Origin of the sequence: Citrobacter sp. S46_ASV_140 (assembly GCF_018919545.1) — a bacterium.
GTDB lineage: Bacteria > Pseudomonadota > Gammaproteobacteria > Enterobacterales > Enterobacteriaceae > Citrobacter > Citrobacter braakii.
On the sequence record NZ_JAHLRC010000035.1, the window covers coordinates 17,285 to 40,131 of the forward strand.

20 protein-coding genes are annotated in these 22,847 nt (G+C 54.5%); 16 read left to right on the forward strand and 4 right to left on the reverse strand.

Annotation, left to right across the window (positions count from 1 at the left end):
• Positions 1-46: 46 nt before the first annotated feature.
• The 7 genes from lepA to acpS all read left to right on the forward strand — a co-directional run bounded on the left by lepA (position 47) and on the right by acpS (position 6,676).
• Positions 47-1,846, forward strand: coding sequence for a translation elongation factor 4 (gene lepA, locus KQJ19_RS11475; RefSeq protein ID WP_003037577.1), 1,800 nt, complete (start codon positions 47-49; stop codon positions 1,844-1,846).
• A 15-nt stretch (positions 1,847-1,861) separates the two neighbouring features.
• Positions 1,862-2,836: a signal peptidase I gene (gene lepB, locus KQJ19_RS11480; protein ID WP_016154048.1), complete on the forward strand. Its 975-nt coding sequence runs from the start codon at positions 1,862-1,864 to the stop codon at positions 2,834-2,836.
• Between the two features lie 269 nt (positions 2,837-3,105).
• Complete coding sequence (rnc, locus tag KQJ19_RS11485; protein WP_003037579.1) at positions 3,106-3,786, forward strand: ribonuclease III; 681 nt, start codon at positions 3,106-3,108, stop codon at positions 3,784-3,786.
• Positions 3,783-4,688, forward strand: coding sequence for a GTPase Era (gene era, locus KQJ19_RS11490; RefSeq protein WP_003037581.1), 906 nt, complete (start codon positions 3,783-3,785; stop codon positions 4,686-4,688). Before rnc ends, era begins: the two co-directional genes overlap by 4 nt.
• A gap of 132 nt (positions 4,689-4,820) precedes the next feature.
• A complete protein-coding gene (gene recO / locus KQJ19_RS11495; RefSeq protein ID WP_016154047.1) occupies positions 4,821-5,549 on the forward strand; it encodes a DNA repair protein RecO in 729 nt (242 codons plus the stop codon).
• 15 nt (positions 5,550-5,564) lie between these two features.
• Complete coding sequence (pdxJ, locus tag KQJ19_RS11500) at positions 5,565-6,296, forward strand: pyridoxine 5'-phosphate synthase (protein ID WP_016157172.1); 732 nt, start codon at positions 5,565-5,567, stop codon at positions 6,294-6,296.
• On the forward strand, positions 6,296-6,676 hold the full coding sequence (acpS, locus tag KQJ19_RS11505) for a holo-ACP synthase (RefSeq protein ID WP_003037588.1): 381 nt from the start codon (positions 6,296-6,298) through the stop codon (positions 6,674-6,676). The genes pdxJ and acpS overlap by 1 nt, the downstream gene beginning before the upstream one ends.
• A 40-nt stretch (positions 6,677-6,716) precedes the next feature.
• Here the strand turns inward: acpS and KQJ19_RS11510 are convergent, their stop codons facing one another.
• Positions 6,717-6,977, reverse strand: a complete 261-nt coding sequence (locus tag KQJ19_RS11510) for a YfhL family 4Fe-4S dicluster ferredoxin (RefSeq protein ID WP_003037590.1) — start codon at positions 6,975-6,977, stop codon at positions 6,717-6,719.
• 55 nt (positions 6,978-7,032) lie between these two features.
• A complete protein-coding gene (locus tag KQJ19_RS11515) occupies positions 7,033-7,881 on the reverse strand; it encodes a MurR/RpiR family transcriptional regulator (protein WP_047501531.1) in 849 nt (282 codons plus the stop codon).
• Between the two features lie 117 nt (positions 7,882-7,998).
• On the opposite strand from KQJ19_RS11515, the gene murQ reads away from it, so the two are divergent.
• From murQ to tadA, 4 genes are read left to right on the forward strand one after another with little or no spacing between them, the layout of a single operon-like run.
• On the forward strand, positions 7,999-8,892 hold the full coding sequence (murQ, locus tag KQJ19_RS11520) for an N-acetylmuramic acid 6-phosphate etherase (protein ID WP_016154044.1): 894 nt from the start codon (positions 7,999-8,001) through the stop codon (positions 8,890-8,892).
• Between the two features lie 9 nt (positions 8,893-8,901).
• Positions 8,902-10,266 carry a PTS transporter subunit EIIC gene (locus KQJ19_RS11525; protein WP_216403668.1) on the forward strand — a complete coding sequence of 455 codons (1,365 nt, stop codon included), beginning with the start codon at positions 8,902-8,904 and terminating at the stop codon, positions 10,264-10,266.
• A gap of 3 nt (positions 10,267-10,269) precedes the next feature.
• The gene (gene yfhb, locus KQJ19_RS11530) at positions 10,270-10,905 is read left to right on the forward strand and encodes a phosphatidylglycerophosphatase C (protein WP_016157167.1); all 636 of its coding nucleotides are present in this window, start codon (positions 10,270-10,272) and stop codon (positions 10,903-10,905) included.
• A 57-nt stretch (positions 10,906-10,962) separates the two neighbouring features.
• On the forward strand, positions 10,963-11,460 hold the full coding sequence (gene tadA / locus KQJ19_RS11535; protein ID WP_047501533.1) for a tRNA adenosine(34) deaminase TadA: 498 nt from the start codon (positions 10,963-10,965) through the stop codon (positions 11,458-11,460).
• A gap of 48 nt (positions 11,461-11,508) precedes the next feature.
• On the opposite strand, the gene mltF is transcribed toward tadA, so the two are convergent.
• Positions 11,509-13,059: a membrane-bound lytic murein transglycosylase MltF gene (gene mltF / locus KQJ19_RS11540; RefSeq protein ID WP_049282302.1), complete on the reverse strand. Its 1,551-nt coding sequence runs from the start codon at positions 13,057-13,059 to the stop codon at positions 11,509-11,511.
• Between the two features lie 257 nt (positions 13,060-13,316).
• Here mltF and purL point away from each other — a divergent pair, with 257 nt between their 5' ends.
• The 5 genes from purL (at position 13,317) to glnB (ending at position 21,711) form a co-directional block, all read left to right on the forward strand.
• Positions 13,317-17,204: a phosphoribosylformylglycinamidine synthase gene (gene purL, locus KQJ19_RS11545; protein WP_216403669.1), complete on the forward strand. Its 3,888-nt coding sequence runs from the start codon at positions 13,317-13,319 to the stop codon at positions 17,202-17,204.
• A 577-nt stretch (positions 17,205-17,781) separates the two neighbouring features.
• Positions 17,782-19,212 (forward strand): two component system sensor histidine kinase QseE/GlrK, encoded by a 1,431-nt coding sequence (gene qseE / locus KQJ19_RS11550; RefSeq protein ID WP_103928479.1) that lies wholly within the window; start codon positions 17,782-17,784, stop codon positions 19,210-19,212.
• 22 nt (positions 19,213-19,234) lie between these two features.
• Positions 19,235-19,978: a two-component system QseEF-associated lipoprotein QseG gene (gene qseG, locus KQJ19_RS11555; RefSeq protein WP_016157162.1), complete on the forward strand. Its 744-nt coding sequence runs from the start codon at positions 19,235-19,237 to the stop codon at positions 19,976-19,978.
• The gene (gene glrR / locus KQJ19_RS11560) at positions 19,978-21,312 is read left to right on the forward strand and encodes a two-component system response regulator GlrR (protein ID WP_304412487.1); all 1,335 of its coding nucleotides are present in this window, start codon (positions 19,978-19,980) and stop codon (positions 21,310-21,312) included. Before qseG ends, glrR begins: the two co-directional genes overlap by 1 nt.
• A gap of 60 nt (positions 21,313-21,372) precedes the next feature.
• Complete coding sequence (gene glnB / locus KQJ19_RS11565; protein ID WP_002914032.1) at positions 21,373-21,711, forward strand: nitrogen regulatory protein P-II; 339 nt, start codon at positions 21,373-21,375, stop codon at positions 21,709-21,711.
• A gap of 47 nt (positions 21,712-21,758) precedes the next feature.
• On the opposite strand, the gene hmpA is transcribed toward glnB, so the two are convergent.
• On the reverse strand, positions 21,759-22,847 hold a 1,089-nt coding region (gene hmpA / locus KQJ19_RS11570), incomplete at its 5' end, for an NO-inducible flavohemoprotein (protein WP_216403670.1).

The following is a 22,847-nucleotide window of genomic DNA, read 5'->3' on the forward strand; positions in this document are numbered from 1 at the left end:
TCTCAGAGCCTGCTCAGGCGGGCGTAAGGCACAATAATTACACTATATGAAGAACATACGTAACTTTTCAATCATAGCTCACATCGACCACGGTAAATCGACGCTGTCTGACCGTATTATCCAGATCTGCGGTGGCCTGTCTGACCGTGAAATGGAAGCGCAGGTTCTCGACTCGATGGATCTTGAGCGTGAGCGCGGTATTACTATCAAAGCGCAGAGCGTGACGCTCGATTTCAAAGCATCTGATGGTGAAACCTATCAGCTTAACTTTATCGACACCCCGGGCCACGTTGACTTCTCGTATGAAGTTTCCCGCTCGCTTGCCGCCTGTGAAGGCGCATTGCTGGTGGTTGATGCCGGACAGGGCGTCGAAGCACAGACCCTGGCTAACTGCTATACCGCCATGGAAATGGATCTGGAAGTGGTGCCGGTACTGAACAAAATTGACCTGCCAGCCGCCGATCCTGAGCGTGTGGCGGAAGAGATCGAAGATATCGTCGGTATCGATGCGACGGATGCCGTTCGCTGCTCGGCGAAAACCGGCGTTGGCGTCACTGACGTTCTTGAACGTCTGGTGCGCGACATCCCGCCGCCTGAAGGCGACCCGGAAGGTCCGTTACAGGCGCTGATCATCGACTCCTGGTTCGATAACTACCTGGGCGTCGTATCTCTGGTGCGTATTAAAAACGGCACCATGCGTAAAGGCGACAAAATTAAAGTGATGAGCACCGGTCAGGTCTATAACGCTGACCGTCTGGGCATCTTCACGCCAAAACAGGTTGACCGTACCGAGCTGAAATGCGGCGAGGTGGGTTGGTTGGTTTGTGCGATTAAAGACATCCTGGGCGCACCGGTTGGCGATACCCTGACGCAGGCGCGTAACCCGGCGGACAAGCCGCTGCCAGGCTTTAAAAAAGTGAAGCCGCAGGTTTACGCCGGTCTGTTCCCGGTGAGCTCTGACGACTACGAAAACTTCCGTGACGCGCTCGGCAAGCTGAGCCTCAACGATGCCTCCCTGTTCTATGAACCGGAAAGCTCAACCGCGCTGGGCTTCGGCTTCCGCTGTGGCTTCCTCGGTCTGCTGCACATGGAGATCATTCAGGAACGTCTGGAGCGTGAATACGATCTGGATCTGATCACTACCGCGCCGACCGTAGTCTACGAAGTCGAAACCACGGCGAAAGAGACGATCTACGTCGATAGCCCGTCCAAGCTGCCGCCGTTGAACAACATTTACGAACTGCGTGAGCCGATTGCTGAGTGTCATATGCTGCTGCCGCAGGCTTACCTCGGTAACGTCATCACGCTGTGTATCGAGAAGCGCGGCGTACAGACCAACATGGTTTACCACGGTAACCAGGTGGCGCTGACCTATGAAATTCCGATGGCGGAAGTGGTACTCGACTTCTTCGACCGTCTGAAGTCAACTTCTCGCGGCTATGCGTCGCTGGACTATAACTTCAAACGTTTCCAGGCGTCTGACATGGTGCGCGTTGATGTTCTCATCAACAACGAACGTGTCGATGCGCTGGCGCTGATTACCCACCGCGACAACTCCCAGAGCCGTGGTCGTGAACTGGTCGAGAAGATGAAAGATCTGATCCCTCGCCAGCAGTTTGACATCGCGATCCAGGCGGCCATTGGTACGCACATCATCGCGCGTTCAACGGTTAAGCAGCTGCGTAAAAACGTTCTGGCGAAATGCTACGGTGGCGATATCAGCCGTAAGAAAAAGCTGCTGCAAAAACAGAAAGAGGGTAAAAAGCGCATGAAGCAGATCGGTAACGTCGAACTGCCACAGGAAGCCTTCCTCGCCATTCTGCATGTCGGTAAAGACAGCAAATAATCTTAAGGAGTTGGCATGGCGAACATGTTTGCCCTGATTCTGGTGATTGCCACACTGGTGACGGGCATTTTATGGTGCGTAGATAAATTCATCTTCGCGCCAAAACGCCGGGAGCGTCAGGCAGCAGCGCAAGCTGCTGCAGGTGATTCACTGGATAAAGCAACGCTGAAAAAAGTGGCCCCTAAGCCAGGCTGGCTGGAAACCGGGGCATCCGTTTTCCCGGTTTTAGCTATTGTGCTGGTGGTGCGTTCATTTATTTATGAGCCGTTCCAGATCCCGTCTGGTTCGATGATGCCGACACTGCTTATCGGTGACTTTATCCTGGTGGAGAAATTCGCCTACGGGATTAAAGATCCGATTTACCAGAAAACGCTGATCGAAACCGGCCATCCGAAACGCGGTGATATCGTGGTGTTTAAATACCCGGAAGATCCGCGTCTGGACTACATCAAACGTGCTGTCGGTTTACCGGGAGACAAAGTGACGTACGATCCGGTGGCAAAAGAGGTAACTATTCAGCCTGGATGCAGTTCCGGTCAGGCGTGTGAAAACGCGCTGCCGGTAACGTACTCTGATGTTCAGCCAAGTGATTTTGTGCAGACCTTTGCGCGTCGTAACGGCGGTGAAGCGACCAGCGGCTTCTTTGAGGTTCCGCTGAATGAAACGAAAGATAACGGTATTCGCCTCTCCGAGCGTAAAGAAACGCTGGGTGAGGTAACGCACCGCATTCTGACCGTGCCAATTGCGCAGGATCAGGTGGGGATGTATTACCGTCAGCCAGGCCAGCAGTTGGCAACCTGGATCGTCCCGCCGGGACACTACTTCATGATGGGTGATAACCGTGACAATAGCGCGGACAGCCGTTACTGGGGATTTGTGCCGGAAGCGAATCTGGTTGGTAAAGCGACCGCTATCTGGATGAGTTTCGATAAGCAAGAAGGCGAATGGCCGACCGGTGTGCGTTTAAGCCGTATTGGTGGCATTCACTAATCGCTGATAATCGTTCACGTTGTCGTCATTATGGCGACAACGTGAATTATTTCTCGGATAAATTCCCGCAGACTAACGACATCCCTTGTCGTTGTGTATAGAATATTCCCCCGAAGTTTGAGGTTGGCACCGACAGGTTGCCACGGCACACGAAACAGCGTTGGTTTGTGTATAAATGCATTCAGCCGAAGCGGGATGGCTAAGCGAAATGCGTATATCAGGTCTGTTTCGTGTGCTGAATTGTTGACGCATTCATTTATTGGTATCGCATGAACCCCATCGTAATTAATCGGCTTCAACGGAAGCTGGGCTACACTTTTAATCATCAGGAGCTGTTGCAGCAGGCATTAACTCACCGTAGCGCCAGCAGCAAACATAACGAGCGTTTAGAATTTTTAGGCGACTCTATTCTGAGCTTTGTTATCGCTAATGCGCTGTATCACCGTTTTCCGCGAGTGGATGAAGGTGATATGAGTCGCATGCGCGCGACGCTGGTTCGCGGCAATACGCTGGCTGAATTAGCCCGTGAGTTTGACCTCGGTGAATGTTTACGTTTGGGGCCAGGCGAGCTGAAAAGCGGCGGTTTCCGTCGTGAATCGATCCTGGCAGATACCGTTGAAGCTTTGATCGGCGGCGTCTTCCTCGACAGCGATATTCAAACCGTTGAACAACTGATCCTGAACTGGTATCAGACTCGTCTGGATGAAATTAGCCCAGGCGATAAACAAAAAGATCCGAAAACGCGCCTGCAGGAATATTTGCAGGGTCGCCACCTGCCGCTACCGTCCTATCTGGTGGTGCAGGTTCGTGGTGAAGCACACGATCAAGAATTTACTATCCACTGCCAGGTCAGCGGCCTGAGTGAACCGGTGGTTGGCACAGGTTCGAGCCGTCGTAAGGCTGAGCAGGCTGCCGCCGAACAGGCGTTGAAAAAACTGGAGCTGGAATGAGCGAAGAGAAAACTTACTGCGGATTTATTGCCATCGTCGGTCGCCCGAACGTCGGCAAATCCACCCTGTTGAATAATCTGCTTGGGCAGAAGATTTCCATAACCTCACGTAAGGCTCAGACAACACGTCACCGTATTGTTGGCATCCATACCGAAGGTGCGTATCAGGCGATTTATGTTGATACCCCGGGCCTGCATATGGAAGAAAAACGGGCGATCAACCGCCTGATGAACAAAGCGGCAAGCAGCTCGATTGGTGATGTTGAACTGGTTATTTTCGTTGTGGAAGGCACCCGCTGGACGCCGGACGACGAAATGGTGCTCAACAAGCTGCGCGACGGTAAAGCCCCGGTTATTCTGGCTGTGAACAAAGTTGACAACGTTCAGGAAAAAGCCGATTTACTGCCGCACCTGCAGTTCCTGGCAAGCCAGATGAACTTCCTTGATATCGTCCCGATTTCTGCCGAAACCGGCCTGAATGTTGATACCGTTGCGGGCATCGTGCGTAAGCACCTGCCGGAAGCCATTCATCACTTCCCGGAAGATTACATCACCGACCGTTCTCAGCGCTTTATGGCGTCTGAAATCATCCGTGAAAAGCTGATGCGTTTTCTGGGGGCTGAACTGCCGTACTCCGTTACCGTGGAGATTGAGCGCTTTATCTCTAACGAACGCGGTGGTTACGATATTAACGGTCTGATCCTCGTTGAACGTGAAGGGCAGAAGAAGATGGTTATTGGCAACAAAGGGGCCAAAATTAAAACCATCGGCATCGAAGCGCGTAAAGACATGCAGGAGATGTTCGAAGCGCCCGTTCACCTCGAGCTGTGGGTGAAAGTGAAATCCGGCTGGGCCGATGACGAGCGCGCGCTGCGTAGCCTCGGTTACGGCGACGACGTCTAATTTTTCATAGGTTATGGCTTTCGAGGTGCAGGAAGGCGGCAAGACCGCAGATCCTCGGGAGCTTACTCAAGTGAGTGACTGGGGTGAGTGGGCGCAGCCAACACACCTGCAGCTTGAAAGACGGCGGGTATGATGGAAGGATGGCAACGCGCTTTTGTCCTGCATAGCCGCCCGTGGAGCGAAACCAGTCTCGTGCTGGACGTCTTCACGGAAGAATCGGGTCGTGTGCGCCTGGTGGCTAAAGGCGCGCGATCCAAACGTTCTAATCTCAAAGGCGCGCTCCAGCCTTTTACTCCGTTGTTGCTTCGCTTTGGTGGACGTGGTGAGGTCAAAACCTTACGCAGTGCCGAAGCCGTTTCTCTGGCTCTCCCCCTTAGCGGTATCACACTGTACAGCGGCTTGTATATCAACGAGCTTATCTCTCGCGTACTTGAGTATGAGACCCGCTTTTCTGAACTCTTTTTCGACTACCTGAACTGTATTCAGGCGCTGGCTGGCGCGACGGGTTCGCCAGAGCCTGCGCTGCGTCGCTTTGAGCTGGCCTTACTTGGACATCTGGGGTACGGCGTCGATTTTACCCACTGTGCGGGTAGTGGCGAGCCGGTGGACGACACCATGACCTATCGTTACCGGGAAGAAAAAGGGTTTATCGCAAGCGTAGTGATTGATAACGCCACCTTTACCGGACGCCATCTGAAAGCACTCGAATCGCGGGAATTTCCGGATGCTGATACGCTTCGCGCCGCGAAACGCTTTACCCGCATGGCGTTAAAGCCGTATCTTGGTGGTAAGCCGTTAAAAAGCCGGGAACTGTTCCGGCAATTTATGCCAAAACGCGCAGTAAAAACAAAAAATGATTAACGAGGATGGATTGCCATGGCCGAATTACTGTTAGGCGTCAACATTGACCACATTGCCACTTTACGTAATGCACGCGGCACCGCATACCCTGACCCGGTTCAGGCGGCGTTTATCGTTGAGCAGGCGGGCGCAGACGGCATTACCGTGCACCTGCGTGAAGACCGTCGCCATATTACCGATCGCGACGTGCGCATTTTGCGCCAGACGCTGGATACGCGTATGAATCTGGAAATGGCGGTAACCGAAGAGATGCTGGCGATTGCCGTTGAGACTAAGCCGCATTTTTGCTGCCTGGTGCCGGAAAAACGTCAGGAAGTGACGACTGAAGGTGGCCTGGACGTCGCCGGTCAGCGTGACAAGATGCGTGATGCCTGCAAACGCCTGGCGGACGCAGGCATTCTGGTTTCGCTGTTTATCGATGCTGATGACGAACAGATTAAGGCTGCTGCTGAAGTCGGCGCGCCTTACATCGAAATTCACACCGGCTGTTACGCCGATGCGAAAACCGACGCTGAACAGGCCAGCGAACTGGCGCGTATCGCCAAAGCGGCGACCTTTGCCGCCAGCCTTGGTCTGAAGGTGAATGCGGGGCACGGCCTGACGTACCACAACGTTAAAGCCATCGCCCGGATCCCGGAAATGCACGAGTTGAACATTGGCCATGCCATTATCGGCCGCGCGGTGATGAGCGGTCTGAAAGATGCAGTAGTCGAAATGAAGCGCCTGATGCTGGAAGCGCGTGGCTAATGGCGATTCTGGGATTAGGTACGGATATCGTGGAGATTGCCCGCATCGAAGCGGTGATCTCCCGTTCCGGCGACCGTCTGGCAAGACGCGTGCTCAGCGACAACGAATGGGCAATCTGGGAGACGCATCAGCAACCGGTGCGCTTTCTGGCGAAGCGTTTTGCGGTCAAAGAGGCGGCAGCAAAAGCCTTTGGTACCGGTATTCGCAACGGTCTGGCGTTTAATCAGTTTGAAGTCTTTAACGACGAACTCGGTAAGCCGCGTCTGCGGTTATGGGGGGAGGCGTTAAAACTGGCGGAAAAACTCGGCGTCGCACATATGCATGTGACGCTGGCCGATGAGCGTCACTACGCCTGCGCCACGGTGATTATCGAGAGCTAACGTTTTGTCGACCTGATAAGCATCGCGTCATCAGGCAACGTTACAGCTTATCGGCGTGGTGCATCAGTACAAACTTATCCCACAGCTGCTCTTCCGTTTCGACATGTGCCGGATCTTTCAAAATAGTATTGGGGATCGGGCACACCTTCTGGCAGGTTGGCGTGTCGTAATGGCCTACGCATTCAGTACACTTGTCGCTGTTAATCTCGTAAATGCTGTCACCCATCGAAATCGCCTCATTCGGGCATTCGGGCTCGCACATATCGCAATTGATACACTTTTTAGTGATTAACAGGGCCATCAGGAAACTCTCAAAACATCACAAATCGGGCGGGCATTATACGCGCATTCTTTGCTCAGACCAGTTTTTTTACCAGTGCTTCGCTGTGGCGAATGCGTTCCGGGGCATGCTCCAGATCTTGCTGCACCAGCGCCATAAACAGTAAATCAGTGAGCATCATTTGCGCATGGGTAGAGGAAATCGCTGCGCTGCGCGTGGCCTGTTCTTCAGCAATCGTGTACAGACAATGAGTTGCGCGCTGTTGCAGGGCGTTAGGGGTAAATCCGGTGATGGCGAGAATTTTGGCTCCGGCGCGCAACGTTTCATCCGCAGCCAGGTTGAGTTCGCGGCGTTCTCCGGTATACGAAATGGCCAGCAGCAGATCGTTGGGTGAAAGCGCCTGCACCGCCGCCAGCAGGGCGTGCATATCGCGTTCAACCACCGCGTTAAACCCAATCTTTAGCAGTTTCCAGGCAAAATTCTGCGCTACCAGACCCGATGCGCCAATCCCGGTCAGGATAATGCGCCGGGCTGAGCGCAGCATCGTGACGCTCTCCATCAGTTTCTCTTCGCTGTTGACATCCAGCGTCGCATGCATCGCCGCCACGTTCTCTTTAATCAGCTTTTCGCCCACCATACGCATGGGATCGTCACCGCGAATCTGATTATGCACCGGAATGGAATGAGGGTTGGGATTGCTGGCCAACGCTTCGCTAATCGCCAGTTTCAGCGCCGGAAACCCTTTAAAGCCCATCTTTTGCGCGAACTTCACCACGCTGGACTGGCTGACGCCTGCTTCAAAGGCCAGCTGCTGTGAGCTGAGATGACGCGCGGTATCCGGCTGAGCAAGAAGATAATCCGCAAGTTTTTTATCGCTTTGCGCGAGGTCCGGGTAACGCTGACGAATGCGAATTAAACAGTTCATGCTGTCTCCTGGCGAAAACGTGATGGCGATTGCAAAACAAAATTTCACTCGCCTGGATGAATATAATATTCCATTATGACAGATTATTATGAATTAAAAATTCCTAAGGAACAAAAAATGAATCTCGGTGCATTAGTTTCAGAAACCCGCAATCCACAGACCATGGATCTGGATGCGCTCTCAACGTTGGAGTTGGTTCATCGATTTAATCAACAGGATACGCTGGTAGCGGAAGCAGTAAAAGCAACTCTGCCTCAAGTTGCGTGCGCGGTCGATGCGGCAGCTAACGCGTTAAAAGCCGGTGGACGCATTATTTACATGGGCGCAGGTACCAGCGGACGTCTTGGCGTGCTGGACGCGTCTGAGTGCCCACCGACCTTCGGTGTACCGCATGGTCTGGTGGTTGGGCTGATTGCCGGGGGGCCGGGCGCGCTGCTCAAGGCGGTAGAAGGCGCGGAAGATAACCCGCAGTTAGGCGAGGACGATCTGCGCGCACTCAACCTTACCGCACAGGATCTGGTGGTTGGTCTGGCGGCTTCAGGTCGCACGCCGTATGTGATTGGCGGGCTGAAATATGCGCGTTCGGTGGGTTGTACGACGGCGGCTATTTCCTGCAATCCGGATTCTCCTGTCGCGCATGAAGCGGATATTGCGATCTCCCCGGTGGTGGGACCGGAGGCGTTGACCGGGTCAACACGACTGAAATCCGGCACCGCGCAAAAACTGGTGCTCAATATGATCTCCACCGGTGCGATGGTGAAATTTGGCAAGGTGTACCAGAACCTGATGGTGGATATGCAGGCAACCAACGTCAAACTGGTCGATCGGGCGTGCCGTATGGTGGTTGAAGCCACCGGCATTGCGCGTGAACAGGCGCAAGCGCTGTTAAAGCAGACTGATTTTGACGTTAAGCCAGCGATTTTAATGGCGCTCACCGGCCTGGATGCCGCTGCCGCCCGTGAAAAGCTTGCCGCTCACCAGGGTTTTTTACGCGCGGCGTTAGAACACTAAGAGGTGTATATGGATAATACGGCGGTGCTGGCCAGCGACATTCTGCTGGGCGTAGGCGGAGAGCAAAATATTCTGCGCCTGGAAAACTGTATGACTCGTGTCAGGGTGGAAGTTCAGGATGACGGTCAGATTGATATTCCCCGTCTCAGGCAACTGCCCGGTGTTAGCGGTTACGTGAAGCAGGGCGCGCAGCATCAGATAATCGTCGGCCCCGGTAAAGCTGCCAAGGTGGTGGATGCCATGCGCTCCCTGATTGCCGGTGGCGGCGAGTGTGCAGATGTGAATAATATCGAGCGCACCAAATCAGAGGCCAAAGCGAAGTACAAAGCGCCAATGAGCGATGCGCTGCGCAAGCTGGCGAACGTCTTTATCCCTCTTATTCCGGCGTTTATCGCCTCCGGTTTGATTACCGGCATTATTAACATCCTTAAGCGACCGGATATCGTGGGGGATTTTGCGACCCATTATCCGAATATGCTGGGGCTGATGGGCATATTTGGCAGCGCCGTGTTTGCCATCATGAATATTCTGGTTGGGGTGAATACCGCCAAAGTCTTCGGCGGCTCTCTGGCGATGGGCGGGGTGATGGCGGGGATCCTCTCCAGTCCGCAGCTGGCGCAGATTACCCTGTTTGGCGAAGCGTTGCAGCCGGGGCGCGGCGGGGTGATCGCAGTGCTGCTGGTGGTTGCGCTGATGTGTTGGATCGAGCGCAAATTCCGCGAGCTGTTGCCGGAATCGCTGGAGCTTATCCTTAACCCGCTGCTGACCACCATCATTACCGGGGCCATCGCGATTGTGGCGCTACAACCGCTTGGAGGCTGGATTTCTGAATCTATCGCTCACGGCGCATCCTGGGCTATCGACCGCGGCGGTTTCCTGGTTGGTGCCATACTGGCGGGAACTTTCCTGCCATTGGTGCTCACCGGACTTCATCAAGGGTTGGTGCCCATCCACGTTGAGCTGGTACAGGCACACGGTTATAACGCGCTCTTTCCTATCCTGGCGATGGCAGGCGTTGGACAAGTAGGGGCTGCGATAGCGGTGTTGATGAAAACCCGCAATGCGCGGCTAAAGAAAGTGATCAAAGGAGCGCTGCCGGTCGGGCTGCTGGGCATTGGCGAGCCGCTTATTTTTGGCGTCACGCTGCCGTTGGGTAAACCGTTTATCGGTGCCTGTCTTGGCGGAGCGGTAGGCGGGGCGCTGATTAGCTACTGGAAGGTGGCGACGGTTATCACCTTTGGCATCTCCGGTTTGCCGCTGGCACTGACGATTGTTGCCGGAAAAGTGATGTTCTATCTGTTAGGCTATCTGGTAGCAGTTATCGCCGGGTTCCTGTTTACCTGGCTATTGGGGTTCAACGATCCAGAGGAATAAGGTTTGACCAATCACCAGCGCCGCGTTGTTTTTTTTGATTTGGATGGCACGTTACACCAGCAGGATATGTTCGGTAGCTTTATACGTTATCTGCTGCGTCGCCAGCCGCTGAACGCGTTGCTTGTGCTGCCTCTGCTACCGGTGATTGCGCTGGCGCTGCTGATACAAGGGCGCGCCGCCCGCTGGCCAATGAGCCTGCTGTTGTGGGGATGCACTTTTGGTCGTAGCGAGGCGCGTCTGAAAGGGCATCAGGCTGACTTTGTGCGCTGGTTTCGCAGTAACGTGACGGCCTTTCCGCTCGTGCAGCAGCGCCTGACAACCTACCTGTTAAGCTCTGACGCCGAAATCTGGCTTATCACTGGCTCCCCGCAGTCGCTGGTCGAGCAGGTGTACTTCGACACGCCGTGGCTACCGCGAGTCAATCTGATCGCCAGTAAAATGGCGCGGGGATTCGGCGGGTGGGTGCTGCCTCTGCGCTGTCTGGGCCATGAGAAAGTGACGCAACTGGAACGCCACATTGGTGCGCCGCTTCAGCTTTACAGTGGCTACAGCGACAGTAATCAGGACAATCCTCTGCTCTCTTTTTGCCAGCATCGCTGGCGCGTCACGCCGCGCGGAGAGCTGCAACAACTCGAATAGAGTAAACGATAGCGTCTGTGTATAATGCGCCCGCTTTGATTACTGGAGTTACCCCCTTTGTCTGAAGTTGAATTTAGCCACGAATACTGGATGCGTCATGCTTTAACGCTGGCTAAGCGCGCCTGGGATGAGCGTGAAGTCCCGGTGGGCGCGGTATTGGTACATAACAACCGCGTGATTGGCGAAGGCTGGAACCGTCCGATTGGTCACCATGATCCGACTGCCCACGCTGAAATTATGGCGCTGCGTCAGGGCGGCCTGGTGCTGCAAAACTACCGTCTGTTGGATACCACGCTGTATGTCACTCTGGAGCCGTGTGTGATGTGCGCAGGCGCGATGGTGCACAGCCGTATCGGCCGGATCGTTTTTGGCGCGCGCGATGCGAAAACGGGGGCAGCCGGGTCATTAATGGATGTATTGCATCACCCTGGAATGAATCATCGGGTGGAGGTGACCGAAGGGGTGCTACGGGATGAATGCGCCACGTTGCTCAGTGATTTCTTCCGCATGCGTCGTCAGGAAATCAAAGCGCTGAAAAAAAACGCCAATTTGTAAATGCCGGTCTGATTGCCTGATGACGCTGCGCTTATCAGGCCTACGAGGCTACTTGTCCTCTTTTTTCTGCGGTGAAAACAGCAGGGAAGGGGAGTGCGACAGGTAATTTGACGACGTCTGAGACAAAAACGACGAAAGCGGCAATTCATCTTTACCTATTAGCTCTGCCGGCGTCACCGCCGGGTAATCCTGCGCCAGTTGCTGCGTTTCAAGCGCCCGTTTTTCTTTCTCCTGCAGATACCCCACCAGGCTAATCTGGTACTTACGGATATTTTCTACATAAGCGTAGGCTTCGTGGCCTCGCGCATAACCATAGGTCAGCTTGTTGTAATACGGCTTTTGGCTGAGCAGTGGCAGACGCTGTTTTACGTCGGACCAGCTGTTCGGATTGCCTTTGGTTTTCACGGTCAGCGCCCGTGCATCCAGCATGTGCGCATAACCCATGTTGTAGGCTGCGAGCGCAAACCAGATGCGTTCCCCTTCGGGGACGGTATCGGGCACTTTACTCATCATATCCTGCAAATACCGTGCGCCGCCGCTGATGCTTTGTTCGGCATCGGTACGGTCAGTCAGTCCGAGACTTTGAGCGGTATTTTTGGTCAGCATCATCAACCCGCGTACGCCGGTCGGGGAAGTGGCCTGCGCGTCCCAGTGTGACTCTTGATAAGAGATTGCGGCGAGCAGTCGCCAGTCTATCTCCTGCGCATATTTCTCAAACAGCGGCTTAAGGTCCGGCAATACGCTGTCTACGGCGCGTAAAAAGGTGCGGGTATCAACATAGTCAAAATCATCGCCATGTCCGAGATACTTTTCTTCTAGTCGCGCCAGAGAGCCGTCTTCATTCATGGTGTTAAAAAAATCCAACAGGGCGGCAGACAGCGTGTTGTCATCGTCCAGGCGACTAAACCAGGTCACCGGCTGTTCGTCAGATACGTCCAGCGCTACGGCCAGTTCAGGATGTACGCGTTGGTATAAGCTGATGGCGACGGAATCGGCAATGGTGTAATCCAGCTTCCCGGCGATAACATCATCAAGCAGTTCAGTAGTGCCCTTTTTGTCATCCACCTTCCAGCTCAGATCGGGAAATTTATTCTCTTTAAGTAACTGGAGATCGTTAACCACCACGTGCCCCGGGGCGATGGTCAGTTGATTTTCGTTCACGGTGGCAAGAGTGCGCGGGCGGTATTGCCCAACCCGATACACCAACTGTTGTGAAACCGAATAGTATGTCGGACCTGGCTGGTAATTTTTCACCCGCTCGCTGTTATATACCAGGCCTGCGGCTAACAGATCGGCATGGCCGTTATCCAGGTCGTCAAAAAGCTGGCTGATGTTCTGGCGCACGGTGACTTTTAACTTCACGCCCAGATAGTTGGCGAACGCCTGAGTCAGTTCATAATCCAGGCCGAATTTCTTACCGTTGAGGGTCGCGTAAGTTAACGGCGAGTCGAGGGTACTGACGCGCAGTTCTCCCCGCGACTGAATGGCGGCGATACGATTTTCGGCTTTACCGAACCAGGGAATAGATGGCCAGAGGGCCGCTGCCAACAACAGCGTTAATATGCCGATGAACAGATAATTAATCTTTAATTTTTTCAATTAGTTAATTCTCTGAACCGTACGTTGTCTCTGCCTGCTGTGGTGATGATTAAGAAGTGAAGTCGTCATTAATGAGCGGCATTTTGCTTAAACTTGCGTCAGTTGGCAACTTATTCAGAAACCAGACCGCATTTGATGATAAGAGAAGGTCGTGATTTTATTTCGACGCAAACGGTTTCGTCGGCGCGGTAGATTCTTTATAATGACGCCCGTTTCCCCCACTTGGGCACACCGAAAGCTTAGAAGACGAGAGACTTATGATGGAAATTCTGCGTGGTTCACCTGCACTGTCTGCATTCCGTATTAACAAACTGCTGGCACGTTTTCAGGCTGCCAACCTCCAGGTCCACAATATTTACGCCGAGTACGTCCATTTTGCCGATCTGAATGCACCGTTGAATGAGGATGAGCACGCCCAGCTTGTACGCCTGCTGAAATATGGTCCTGCTCTTCACAGCCATGCCCCTGAAGGCAAACTGCTGCTGGTTACGCCTCGCCCTGGCACCATCTCCCCGTGGTCTTCTAAAGCGACTGATATTGCCCACAACTGCGGCCTGCAACAGATTAGCCGTCTGGAACGTGGCATTGCCTGGTATGTAGAAGCCTCTACGCTGACCGCTGAGCAGTGGCAGATGGTTGCCGACGAACTGCACGACCGCATGATGGAAACGGTTTTCTCTGCGCTGAACGATGCCGAAAAACTGTTTGTCCATCACCAGCCTGCGCCGGTCTCCAGTGTTGATCTGCTGGGTGAGGGACGCCAGGCGCTGATCGACGCTAACCTGCGTCTCGGTCTGGCACTGGCGGAAGACGAAATCGACTATCTGCAGGATGCGTTTACCAAACTGGGACGCAACCCGAACGACATTGAACTGTACATGTTTGCGCAGGCTAACTCCGAGCACTGCCGCCACAAAATTTTTAACGCCGACTGGGTTATCGACGGTAAACAGCAGCCCAAGTCGCTGTTCAAGATGATTAAAAACACTTTCGAAACCACGCCGGACCACGTGCTGTCTGCCTATAAAGACAACGCCGCGGTCATGGAAGGTTCTGAAGTGGGCCGCTACTTTGCCGACCACAAAACCGGCCGCTACGATTTCCATCAGGAGCCAGCCCACATCCTGATGAAGGTTGAAACCCACAACCACCCGACGGCTATCTCTCCGTGGCCGGGCGCGGCTACCGGCTCCGGCGGCGAAATCCGCGACGAGGGTGCAACCGGTCGTGGTGCAAAACCGAAAGCCGGGCTGGTGGGCTTCTCCGTTTCCAACCTGCGTATTCCTGGCTTTGAACAGCCGTGGGAAGAAAACTTTGGTAAGCCGGACCGTATTGTTACCGCGCTCGATATCATGACCGAAGGTCCGTTGGGCGGCGCGGCGTTTAACAACGAATTCGGTCGTCCGGCGCTGACCGGCTACTTCCGAACCTACGAAGAAAAGGTCAACAGCCACAACGGCGAAGAGCTACGCGGTTACCATAAACCGATCATGCTGGCGGGCGGGATCGGTAACATCCGTGCCGATCACGTGCAAAAAGGTGAGATCGTCGTTGGCGCCAAACTGATCGTCCTCGGCGGCCCGGCGATGAACATCGGGCTTGGCGGCGGGGCGGCCTCCTCTATGGCTTCCGGCCAGTCTGATGCCGATCTTGATTTCGCTTCGGTACAGCGCGACAACCCGGAAATGGAACGTCGTTGCCAGGAAGTTATCGACCGCTGCTGGCAGATGGGCGATGCGAACCCGATCCTGTTTATCCATGACGTTGGCGCGGGCGGTCTGTCTAACGCCATGCCGGAGTTGGTAAGCGATGGCGGTCGCGGCGGTAAGTTCCAGCTGCGCGATATTCTTAGCGACGAGCCGGGTATGAGCCCGCTGGAAATCTGGTGTAACGAATCCCAGGAGCGCTATGTGCTGGCGGTTGCAGCTGACCAGCTACCGCTGTTTGACGAACTGTGTAAGCGCGAGCGCGCGCCGTATGCGGTGATCGGTGAGGCCACCGAAGAACAGCATCTCACACTAAGCGACAGCCACTTCGATAACCAGCCGATCGACATGCCGCTGGATGTGCTGCTGGGTAAAACCCCGAAAATGACCCGCGATGTGCAGACGCTGAAAGCCAAAGGCGACGCCCTGAATCGTGGCGAAATCTCGATTGCAGATGCGGTTAACCGCGTGCTGCATCTGCCGACTGTCGCTGAGAAAACGTTCCTCGTGACGATCGGCGACCGTACCGTTACCGGCATGGTGGCGCGTGACCAGATGGTTGGTCCGTGGCAGATCCCGGTAGCCAACTGCGCGGTCACCACAGCAAGCCTGGATAGCTACTACGGTGAAGCGATGTCTATCGGTGAGCGTGCGCCAGTTGCGCTACTGGATTTCTCGGCCTCTGCGCGTCTGGCGGTAGGTGAAGCGCTGACTAACATTGCGGCAACGCAGATTGGCGATATCAAACGCATTAAACTGTCGGCTAACTGGATGGCTGCTGCGGGTCACCCCGGTGAAGATGCCGGGCTGTACGAAGCGGTAAAAGCCGTTGGGGAAGAATTATGTCCGGCGCTTGGCCTGACTATTCCGGTGGGTAAAGACTCTATGTCGATGAAAACCCGCTGGCAGGAAGGTAATGAGCAGCGTGAAATGACTTCGCCGCTGTCGCTGGTGATCACCGCCTTTGCCCGCGTGGAAGACGTGCGCCACACGATAACCCCGCAGCTCTCTACTGAAGACAACGCCCTGCTGCTGATTGATCTCGGTCTGGGTCACAACGCGCTGGGCGCGACGGCGCTGGCACAGGTTTATCGTCAACTGGGCGACAAGCCTGCCGACGTGCGTAACGTTGAGCAACTGAAAGGCTTCTACGACGCCATTCAGGCGCTGGTCGCGCAGCGTAAGCTGCTGGCCTACCATGACCGTTCCGACGGCGGACTGCTGGTTACGCTGGCGGAAATGGCCTTCACCGGTCACTGCGGTATTGACGCTGATATCCACTCTCTGGGTGACGATCGTCTGGCGGCGCTGTTTAATGAAGAGCTGGGCGCAGTGATCCAGGTTCGCGCTGCTGACCGTGAAGCGGTTGAGGTGTTGCTGGCACAACATGGCCTGGCAGATTGCGTGCACTATCTCGGCCAGGCGGTAACGGGTGACCGTTTCACCCTGAGCGCCAACGGCCAGCCGGTGTTCAGCGAAAGCCGCACCACGCTGCGCATGTGGTGGGCGGAAACCACCTGGCAGATGCAGCGTCTGCGCGACAACCCGGAGTGTGCCGATCAGGAACACGACGCTAAAACCAACGATGCCGATCCTGGCCTCAACGTTAAACTGTCGTTTGATATCAACGAAGATGTTGCCGCCCCGTACATCGCTACCGGCGCGCGTCCAAAAGTGGCCGTGCTGCGCGAGCAGGGCGTGAACTCCCACGTCGAAATGGCGGCTGCCTTCCACCGTGCGGGCTTTGACGCCATTGATGTGCATATGAGCGACCTGCTGGGCGGACGCATCGGTCTGGGTAACTTCCAGGCGCTGGTCGCTTGTGGCGGTTTCTCTTACGGCGATGTGCTCGGCGCAGGGGAAGGCTGGGCGAAGTCGATTCTGTTCAACAACCGCGTCCGTGATGAGTTCGAAACCTTCTTCCATCGCCCGCAAACGCTGGCGCTCGGGGTGTGTAACGGTTGCCAGATGATGTCTAACCTGCGTGAACTGATCCCGGGAAGCGAGCTGTGGCCACGCTTTGTGCGTAACCACTCCGATCGTTTTGAAGCCCGCTTCAGCCTGGTCGAAGTGACGCAAAGCCCGTCTTTACTGCTTGCCGATATGGTTGGTTCGATGATGCCGATTGCCGTTTCTCACGGTGAAGGCCGTGTGGAAGTGCGTGACGGCGCGCATCTGGCCGCGCTGGAGAGTAAGGGGCTGGTGGCGCTGCGCTACGTTGATAACTTCGGTAAGGTGACCGAGACCTACCCGGCTAACCCGAATGGTTCGCCGAACGGAATTACTGCCGTTACTACTGAAAATGGTCGCGTCACCATTATGATGCCGCACCCGGAACGCGTATTCCGTACCGTGAGCAACTCCTGGCACCCGGAAAACTGGGGCGAGGACAGCCCGTGGATGCGTATCTTCCGCAACGCGCGTAAACAGCTCGGGTAATCAGCTCGATAACCTTTAAGCCCCTCTGCGTGAGGGGCTTTTTTTGTCTGTCATTTTGTATGTCAGATAACGCATGTATGCCTTTATCCGACAATGCGTTTAAGTGTCGGGAAATACCGACATAGGTGGGGTTACGTTGTCGCCAAAAAGAGACACTTAATTGCATGATTTACAATGACTTTGTTTTTAAGTGCTGTGGGTGTTGCTGATTGGCGACAGTAAGGGTGAAAAATAGCCAAAATCATTTTTCATATGAATAAGAACATTTTCCATATTTATCATTGTGTTAATAAAGTGTTTTGAATATTGGCACAGATGCTGCATAATATAGCCCAGTGGCTCATTCACCTTCTTATGTCAGCCCCTTCGGGACGTGCTACATAAACTTCGAATGACGCACAACAAGGTGCCTGCCGTCCAACATCTGATATTAGCATCGCTCATATCAACCTTCGGGCGAAACGTCGAGTTAGGCACCGCCTTATTCCACAACAAAGCCGGGTTAATCCCGGCTTTGTTGTATCTGACGTTCCCCTCAGTTAGCATCAACCTATTCCTGTCCATTGAGAGTAACGCCTTGAAGCGCTGGTCTGTTTTCCCCCGATCTTTACGTCAATTGGTTACGTTGGCATTTTTGCTTATCCTGCTGCCGTTGTTAGTTTTGGCCTGGCAGGCGTGGCAAAGTCTGAATGCCCTGAGCGCGCAGGCGGCGCTGACGAACCAAACCACGCTGATTGACGCCAGACGCAGTGAAGCGATGACCAATGCCGCGCTGGAGATGGAGCGTAGCTACCGGCAATACTGTGTGCTTGATGACCCAACGCTGGCTAAGGTTTACCAGAGCCAACGTAAACGCTACAGCGACATGCTGGATGCGCATGCGGGCGTGTTGCCGGATACCAAGCTTTATCAGGCACTGCGTCAGGACCTCAACGATCTCGCGCAGTTACAGTGCACTAACAGCGGTCCTGACAGCGTGGCGGCGGCGCGGCTGGACGCTTTCGCCAGTGCCAATACTGAAATGGTACAAGCGACGCGCACGGTCGTCTTTTCTCGTGGGCAGCAGCTACAGCAGGAAATAGCCGAACGTGGGCAGTTCTTTGGCTGGCAGGCGCTGGTGCTGTTTCTTGTCAGCCTGGCGATGGTGTTGCTGTTTACCCGCATGATAATCGGTCCGGTGAAGGGCATAGAAAAAATGATCAATCGTCTGGGGGAAGGGCGCTCGCTGGGCGATAGCGTATTATTTACGGGACCCCGGGAGCTGCGCTCCGTGGGGCAGCGCATTATCTGGCTGAGCGAACGTCTCTCCTGGCTGGAGTCACAACGACATCAGTTTTTACGCCACCTGTCTCATGAGCTGAAAACGCCTCTGGCGAGCATGCGCGAAGGTACCGAGCTGTTAGCCGATCAGGTCGTTGGGCCGTTAACGCCAGAGCAAAAAGAGGTGGTCGGTATTCTCGATGACAGTAGCCGCAACCTGCAAAAACTGATTGAGCAACTGCTCGATTACAACCGCAAGCTGGCGGATGACGAGGTTGAGCTTGAACGAGTGGAAATCGCGCCGCTGGTGGAAAGTGTTGTTTCTGCACATAGCCTGCCCGCTCGCGCCAAAATGATACATACTGATGTTGCGCTTGCGGTGAACGCCTGCCTGGCAGAACCGATGCTATTGATGAGCGTGCTGGACAATCTTTATTCCAATGCGGTGCACTATGGCGCTGAATCCGGTAACATTTGGATCCGCAGCAGTTTGCATGGCTCAATGGTATACATTGATGTAATGAATACCGGCACACCGATTCCAGAAGCAGAACAGACCATGATCTTCGAGCCTTTTTTCCAGGGTAGCCATCAGCGAAAAGGGGCGGTAAAAGGAAGCGGGTTGGGGCTGAGCATTGCCAGAGATTGCATCCGCCGTATGCGGGGCAAACTGTATCTGGTTGATGAGCATGCGAAAAACGTTTGTTTTCGCATAGAACTGCCGCTATCTGCAGCGAAAAATCACTAAAATAAACCTAAGTCTGGTGAGTATGCCATACGTTGTTGTCCGAATGCTTAAACGACATTTTTTCCGTCGCGTCATCCTAGCAAGCCTGCCGTGTCTGGCGCTGGTAGGCTGCGTCCCGAACGCGGTGAATCATATTATCGGCGACCCCTCGCAGGAGAAAATTCCGCCTCATCAACTGGCGGACTACCTTGCTACCGACTGTAGCGATATCTGGTCGCTGTCTGGTCAGCCCACAGAGACCAATCCGCTGTACTGGCTGCGGGCGATGGATTGCGCCAATCGCCTGATGCCGGTACAGGCGCGTAGTGAAGCCAGCACGATGATGCCTGATACCTGGCAGGGGGCTTTCAGGCGCGGGATCCTGCTTGATAACGCCAACATTACGCCGCCTGAAAGGCGGGAGACGGTTACGCGCCTCGACGCATTAAGCCCGCAAATTCCGCCACAGGTACGCCCGCTGTATCAGGTCTGGCGCAGCAGTCAGACGTTGCAGTTGCAACTGGCCGAAGAGCGTATGCGCTACAGCAAGCTTCAGCAGGCATCAGACAGCGATCTTGATACGTTACGTCAGCAGCAACAACACTTGCAGTCTCAGCTCGATCTCACGACCCGCAAGCTGGAGAATCTGACCGATATCGAACGCCAGCTTTCCACGCGCAAACCTGCCGGTAGTTACAACCCTGATGCGCCGCACGGGAACGATAAACTCACCCCACCTGATAACGAGGAAGGCGCAGCGTCGTCTGCCGATGAGGTCACGCCATGATAAGCCGTAAGCCCGCGCATCTGCTGCTGGTGGATGACGATCCCGGCCTGTTGAAATTACTTGGAATGCGCCTGACCAGCGAAGGCTACAGCGTCGTAACCGCAGAAAGCGGGCAGGAAGGGCTACGGGTGCTTAACCGTGAAAAAGTGGATCTGGTTATTAGCGATCTGCGCATGGATGAAATGGACGGCATGCAGCTGTTTACTGAAATCCAGAAAGTGCAGCCGGGAATGCCGGTTATTATCCTCACCGCTCACGGTTCCATCCCCGACGCCGTTGCGGCGACTCAGCAAGGGGTGTTCAGCTTTCTCACTAAGCCGGTGGATAAAGACGCTTTATACCATGCGATCGACGGGGCGTTGGAACAGTCTGCGCCTGCCGCTGATGACAGCTGGCGTGAGTCCATCGTCACCCGCAGCCCACTGATGCTGCGCCTGCTGGAACAGGCGCGCATGGTGGCGCAATCGGACGTAAGCGTATTGATCAACGGCCAAAGCGGAACCGGGAAAGAAGTTTTTGCCCAGGCCATTCACAACGCCAGCCCGCGCAGCCACAAGCCTTTTATTGCCATTAACTGTGGCGCATTGCCGGAACAACTGCTGGAGTCTGAGCTGTTTGGTCATGCGCGCGGCGCTTTTACCGGTGCGGTGAGCAATCGTGAAGGGCTGTTTCAGGCCGCGGAAGGCGGGACGCTGTTTCTCGATGAGATTGGCGATATGCCCGCGCCGTTGCAGGTTAAATTGCTACGTGTATTGCAGGAGCGAAAAGTCAGGCCGCTGGGCAGTAACCGCGATATCGATATTGATGTGCGGATCGTTTCCGCGACCCACCGTGATTTACCCAAAGCGATGGCTCGGGGGGAATTTCGCGAAGATTTGTACTATCGCCTCAACGTGGTGAGCCTGAAGATCCCGGCGCTGGCCGAGCGTACGGAAGATATTCCGCTGCTGGCAAACCATCTGCTGCGCCAGTCTGCTGAACGACACAAACCGTTCGTGCGCGCCTTTTCGACCGATGCCATGAAACGGTTAATGACCGCCAGTTGGCCTGGTAACGTGCGTCAGTTGGTTAACGTGATTGAGCAGTGCGTGGCGTTGACCTCTTCGCCGGTGATCAGCGACGCGCTGGTGGAGCAGGCGCTGGAAGGGGAGAACACCGCGCTGCCGACCTTTGTTGAAGCGCGTAACCAGTTTGAACTCAACTACCTGCGTAAGCTGTTGCAAATTACCAAGGGCAATGTGACCCATGCGGCGCGAATGGCGGGGCGCAACCGCACCGAATTCTACAAGTTGCTCTCTCGCCATGAGCTGGATGCAAACGATTTCAAAGAATAAATCTGCGGATTATGTTAGTTTTATTCGATCAAAAGACAGGCGACCTTTTCAAGGAATAGCATGAAAAAGATTGATGCGATTATTAAACCCTTCAAGCTGGACGACGTCCGCGAAGCGCTGGCTGAAGTCGGCATTACCGGTATGACTGTAACAGAAGTGAAAGGGTTTGGCCGTCAGAAAGGCCATACTGAGCTGTACCGTGGTGCGGAATATATGGTGGATTTTCTGCCGAAGGTAAAAATTGAAATTGTGGTCACCGACGACATCGTCGATACCTGCGTCGACACCATTATTCGTACTGCCCAGACCGGTAAAATCGGTGACGGTAAGATTTTTGTCTTCGACGTGGCACGCGTGATTCGTATTCGCACCGGTGAAGAAGACGACGCGGCAATCTAAGCCGCGCCGTGCTTGCCTGATGGCGCAGCGCCATCAGGCATGAGTAATTACAAGACTTTATGCGGGCCGAAGCATTCGTAATGAATGTTCTCGTTTTTCACGCCCAGACCGATCAGCTGCTTCGCGGCAAACTGCATAAAGCCAACCGGACCGCACAGATAAAACTGCATCGCCGGATCGCTGATTGCGCCTTCCAGTCTGTTCAAATCCATCAGACCAACGCTATCAAACGCACCTTTCGCGCGATCGGCTTCGGTTGGCTCACGATACCAGGTGTGTGCGCTAAAGCGTGGCAGCGTTTTGCCCAGTTCATTCACTTCATCGGCAAAGGCATGTACATCGCCATTTTCTGCCGCGTGGAACCAGTTAACCTGCGCCGTATGATTCGCTTTTGCCAGCGTATCCAGCATCGCCAGCATCGGGGTTTGACCCACGCCTGCTGAAATCAGAGACACTGGGGTATCGGTCGCAACGTCCATAAAGAAATCGCCCGCAGGTGCAGCTAAGTGAACGACGTCGCCCACATTCGCATGGTTGTGCAGCCAGGTGGAAACCTGACCACCGTCTTCACGCTTCACAGCAATACGGTAGCCTTTGCCATCGGGTTTACGGGTCAGTGAGTACTGACGAATTTCCTGATGCGGGAAACCTTCCGGCTTCAGCCAGACGCCCAGGTATTGCCCCGGATGATATTCAGCCACTGCGCCACCGTCGACAGGTTCAAATTCAAAGCTGGTGATAAGCGCACTGCGTGGGGTTTTTGCCACGATGTGGAAAGGACGGGTACCTTCCCAGCCGCCATTTTTATTGGCATTTTCACTGTAGATCTGCGCTTCACGGTTGATGAAAACGTTCGCCAGCACGCCGTATGCTTTGCCCCATGCATCCAGAACTTCCTGGCCTGGGCTGAACATTTCGTCCAGCGTTGCCAGCAAATGGCCACCTACGATGTTGTACTGCTCCGGTTTAATCTGGAAGCTGGTATGCTTCTGCGCGATTTTCTCAACGGCAGGCAACAGCGCCGCCAGGTTCTCGATATTGCTGGCATACGCGGCAATAGCGTTAAACAGCGCTTCTCGCTGATCGCCATTACGCTGGTTACTCATGTTGAAGATTTCTTTCAGCTCTGGGTTATG

What these genes read in the sequence shown, in the direction of transcription:
- lepA (WP_003037577.1), top strand. Translation starts at nt 47, where the DNA reads ATGAAGAACATACGTAACTTTTCAATCATAGCTCACATCGACCACGGT.
- lepB (WP_016154048.1), top strand. Translation starts at nt 1,862, where the DNA reads ATGGCGAACATGTTTGCCCTGATTCTGGTGATTGCCACACTGGTGACG.
- rnc (WP_003037579.1), top strand. Translation starts at nt 3,106, where the DNA reads ATGAACCCCATCGTAATTAATCGGCTTCAACGGAAGCTGGGCTACACT.
- era (WP_003037581.1), top strand. Translation starts at nt 3,783, where the DNA reads ATGAGCGAAGAGAAAACTTACTGCGGATTTATTGCCATCGTCGGTCGC.
- recO (WP_016154047.1), top strand. Translation starts at nt 4,821, where the DNA reads ATGGAAGGATGGCAACGCGCTTTTGTCCTGCATAGCCGCCCGTGGAGC.
- pdxJ (WP_016157172.1), top strand. Translation starts at nt 5,565, where the DNA reads ATGGCCGAATTACTGTTAGGCGTCAACATTGACCACATTGCCACTTTA.
- acpS (WP_003037588.1), top strand. Translation starts at nt 6,296, where the DNA reads ATGGCGATTCTGGGATTAGGTACGGATATCGTGGAGATTGCCCGCATC.
- KQJ19_RS11510 (WP_003037590.1), bottom strand. Translation starts at nt 6,977, where the DNA reads ATGGCCCTGTTAATCACTAAAAAGTGTATCAATTGCGATATGTGCGAG.
- KQJ19_RS11515 (WP_047501531.1), bottom strand. Translation starts at nt 7,881, where the DNA reads ATGAACTGTTTAATTCGCATTCGTCAGCGTTACCCGGACCTCGCGCAA.
- murQ (WP_016154044.1), top strand. Translation starts at nt 7,999, where the DNA reads ATGAATCTCGGTGCATTAGTTTCAGAAACCCGCAATCCACAGACCATG.
- KQJ19_RS11525 (WP_216403668.1), top strand. Translation starts at nt 8,902, where the DNA reads ATGGATAATACGGCGGTGCTGGCCAGCGACATTCTGCTGGGCGTAGGC.
- purL (WP_216403669.1), top strand. Translation starts at nt 13,317, where the DNA reads ATGATGGAAATTCTGCGTGGTTCACCTGCACTGTCTGCATTCCGTATT.
- qseG (WP_016157162.1), top strand. Translation starts at nt 19,235, where the DNA reads ATGCCATACGTTGTTGTCCGAATGCTTAAACGACATTTTTTCCGTCGC.
- glnB (WP_002914032.1), top strand. Translation starts at nt 21,373, where the DNA reads ATGAAAAAGATTGATGCGATTATTAAACCCTTCAAGCTGGACGACGTC.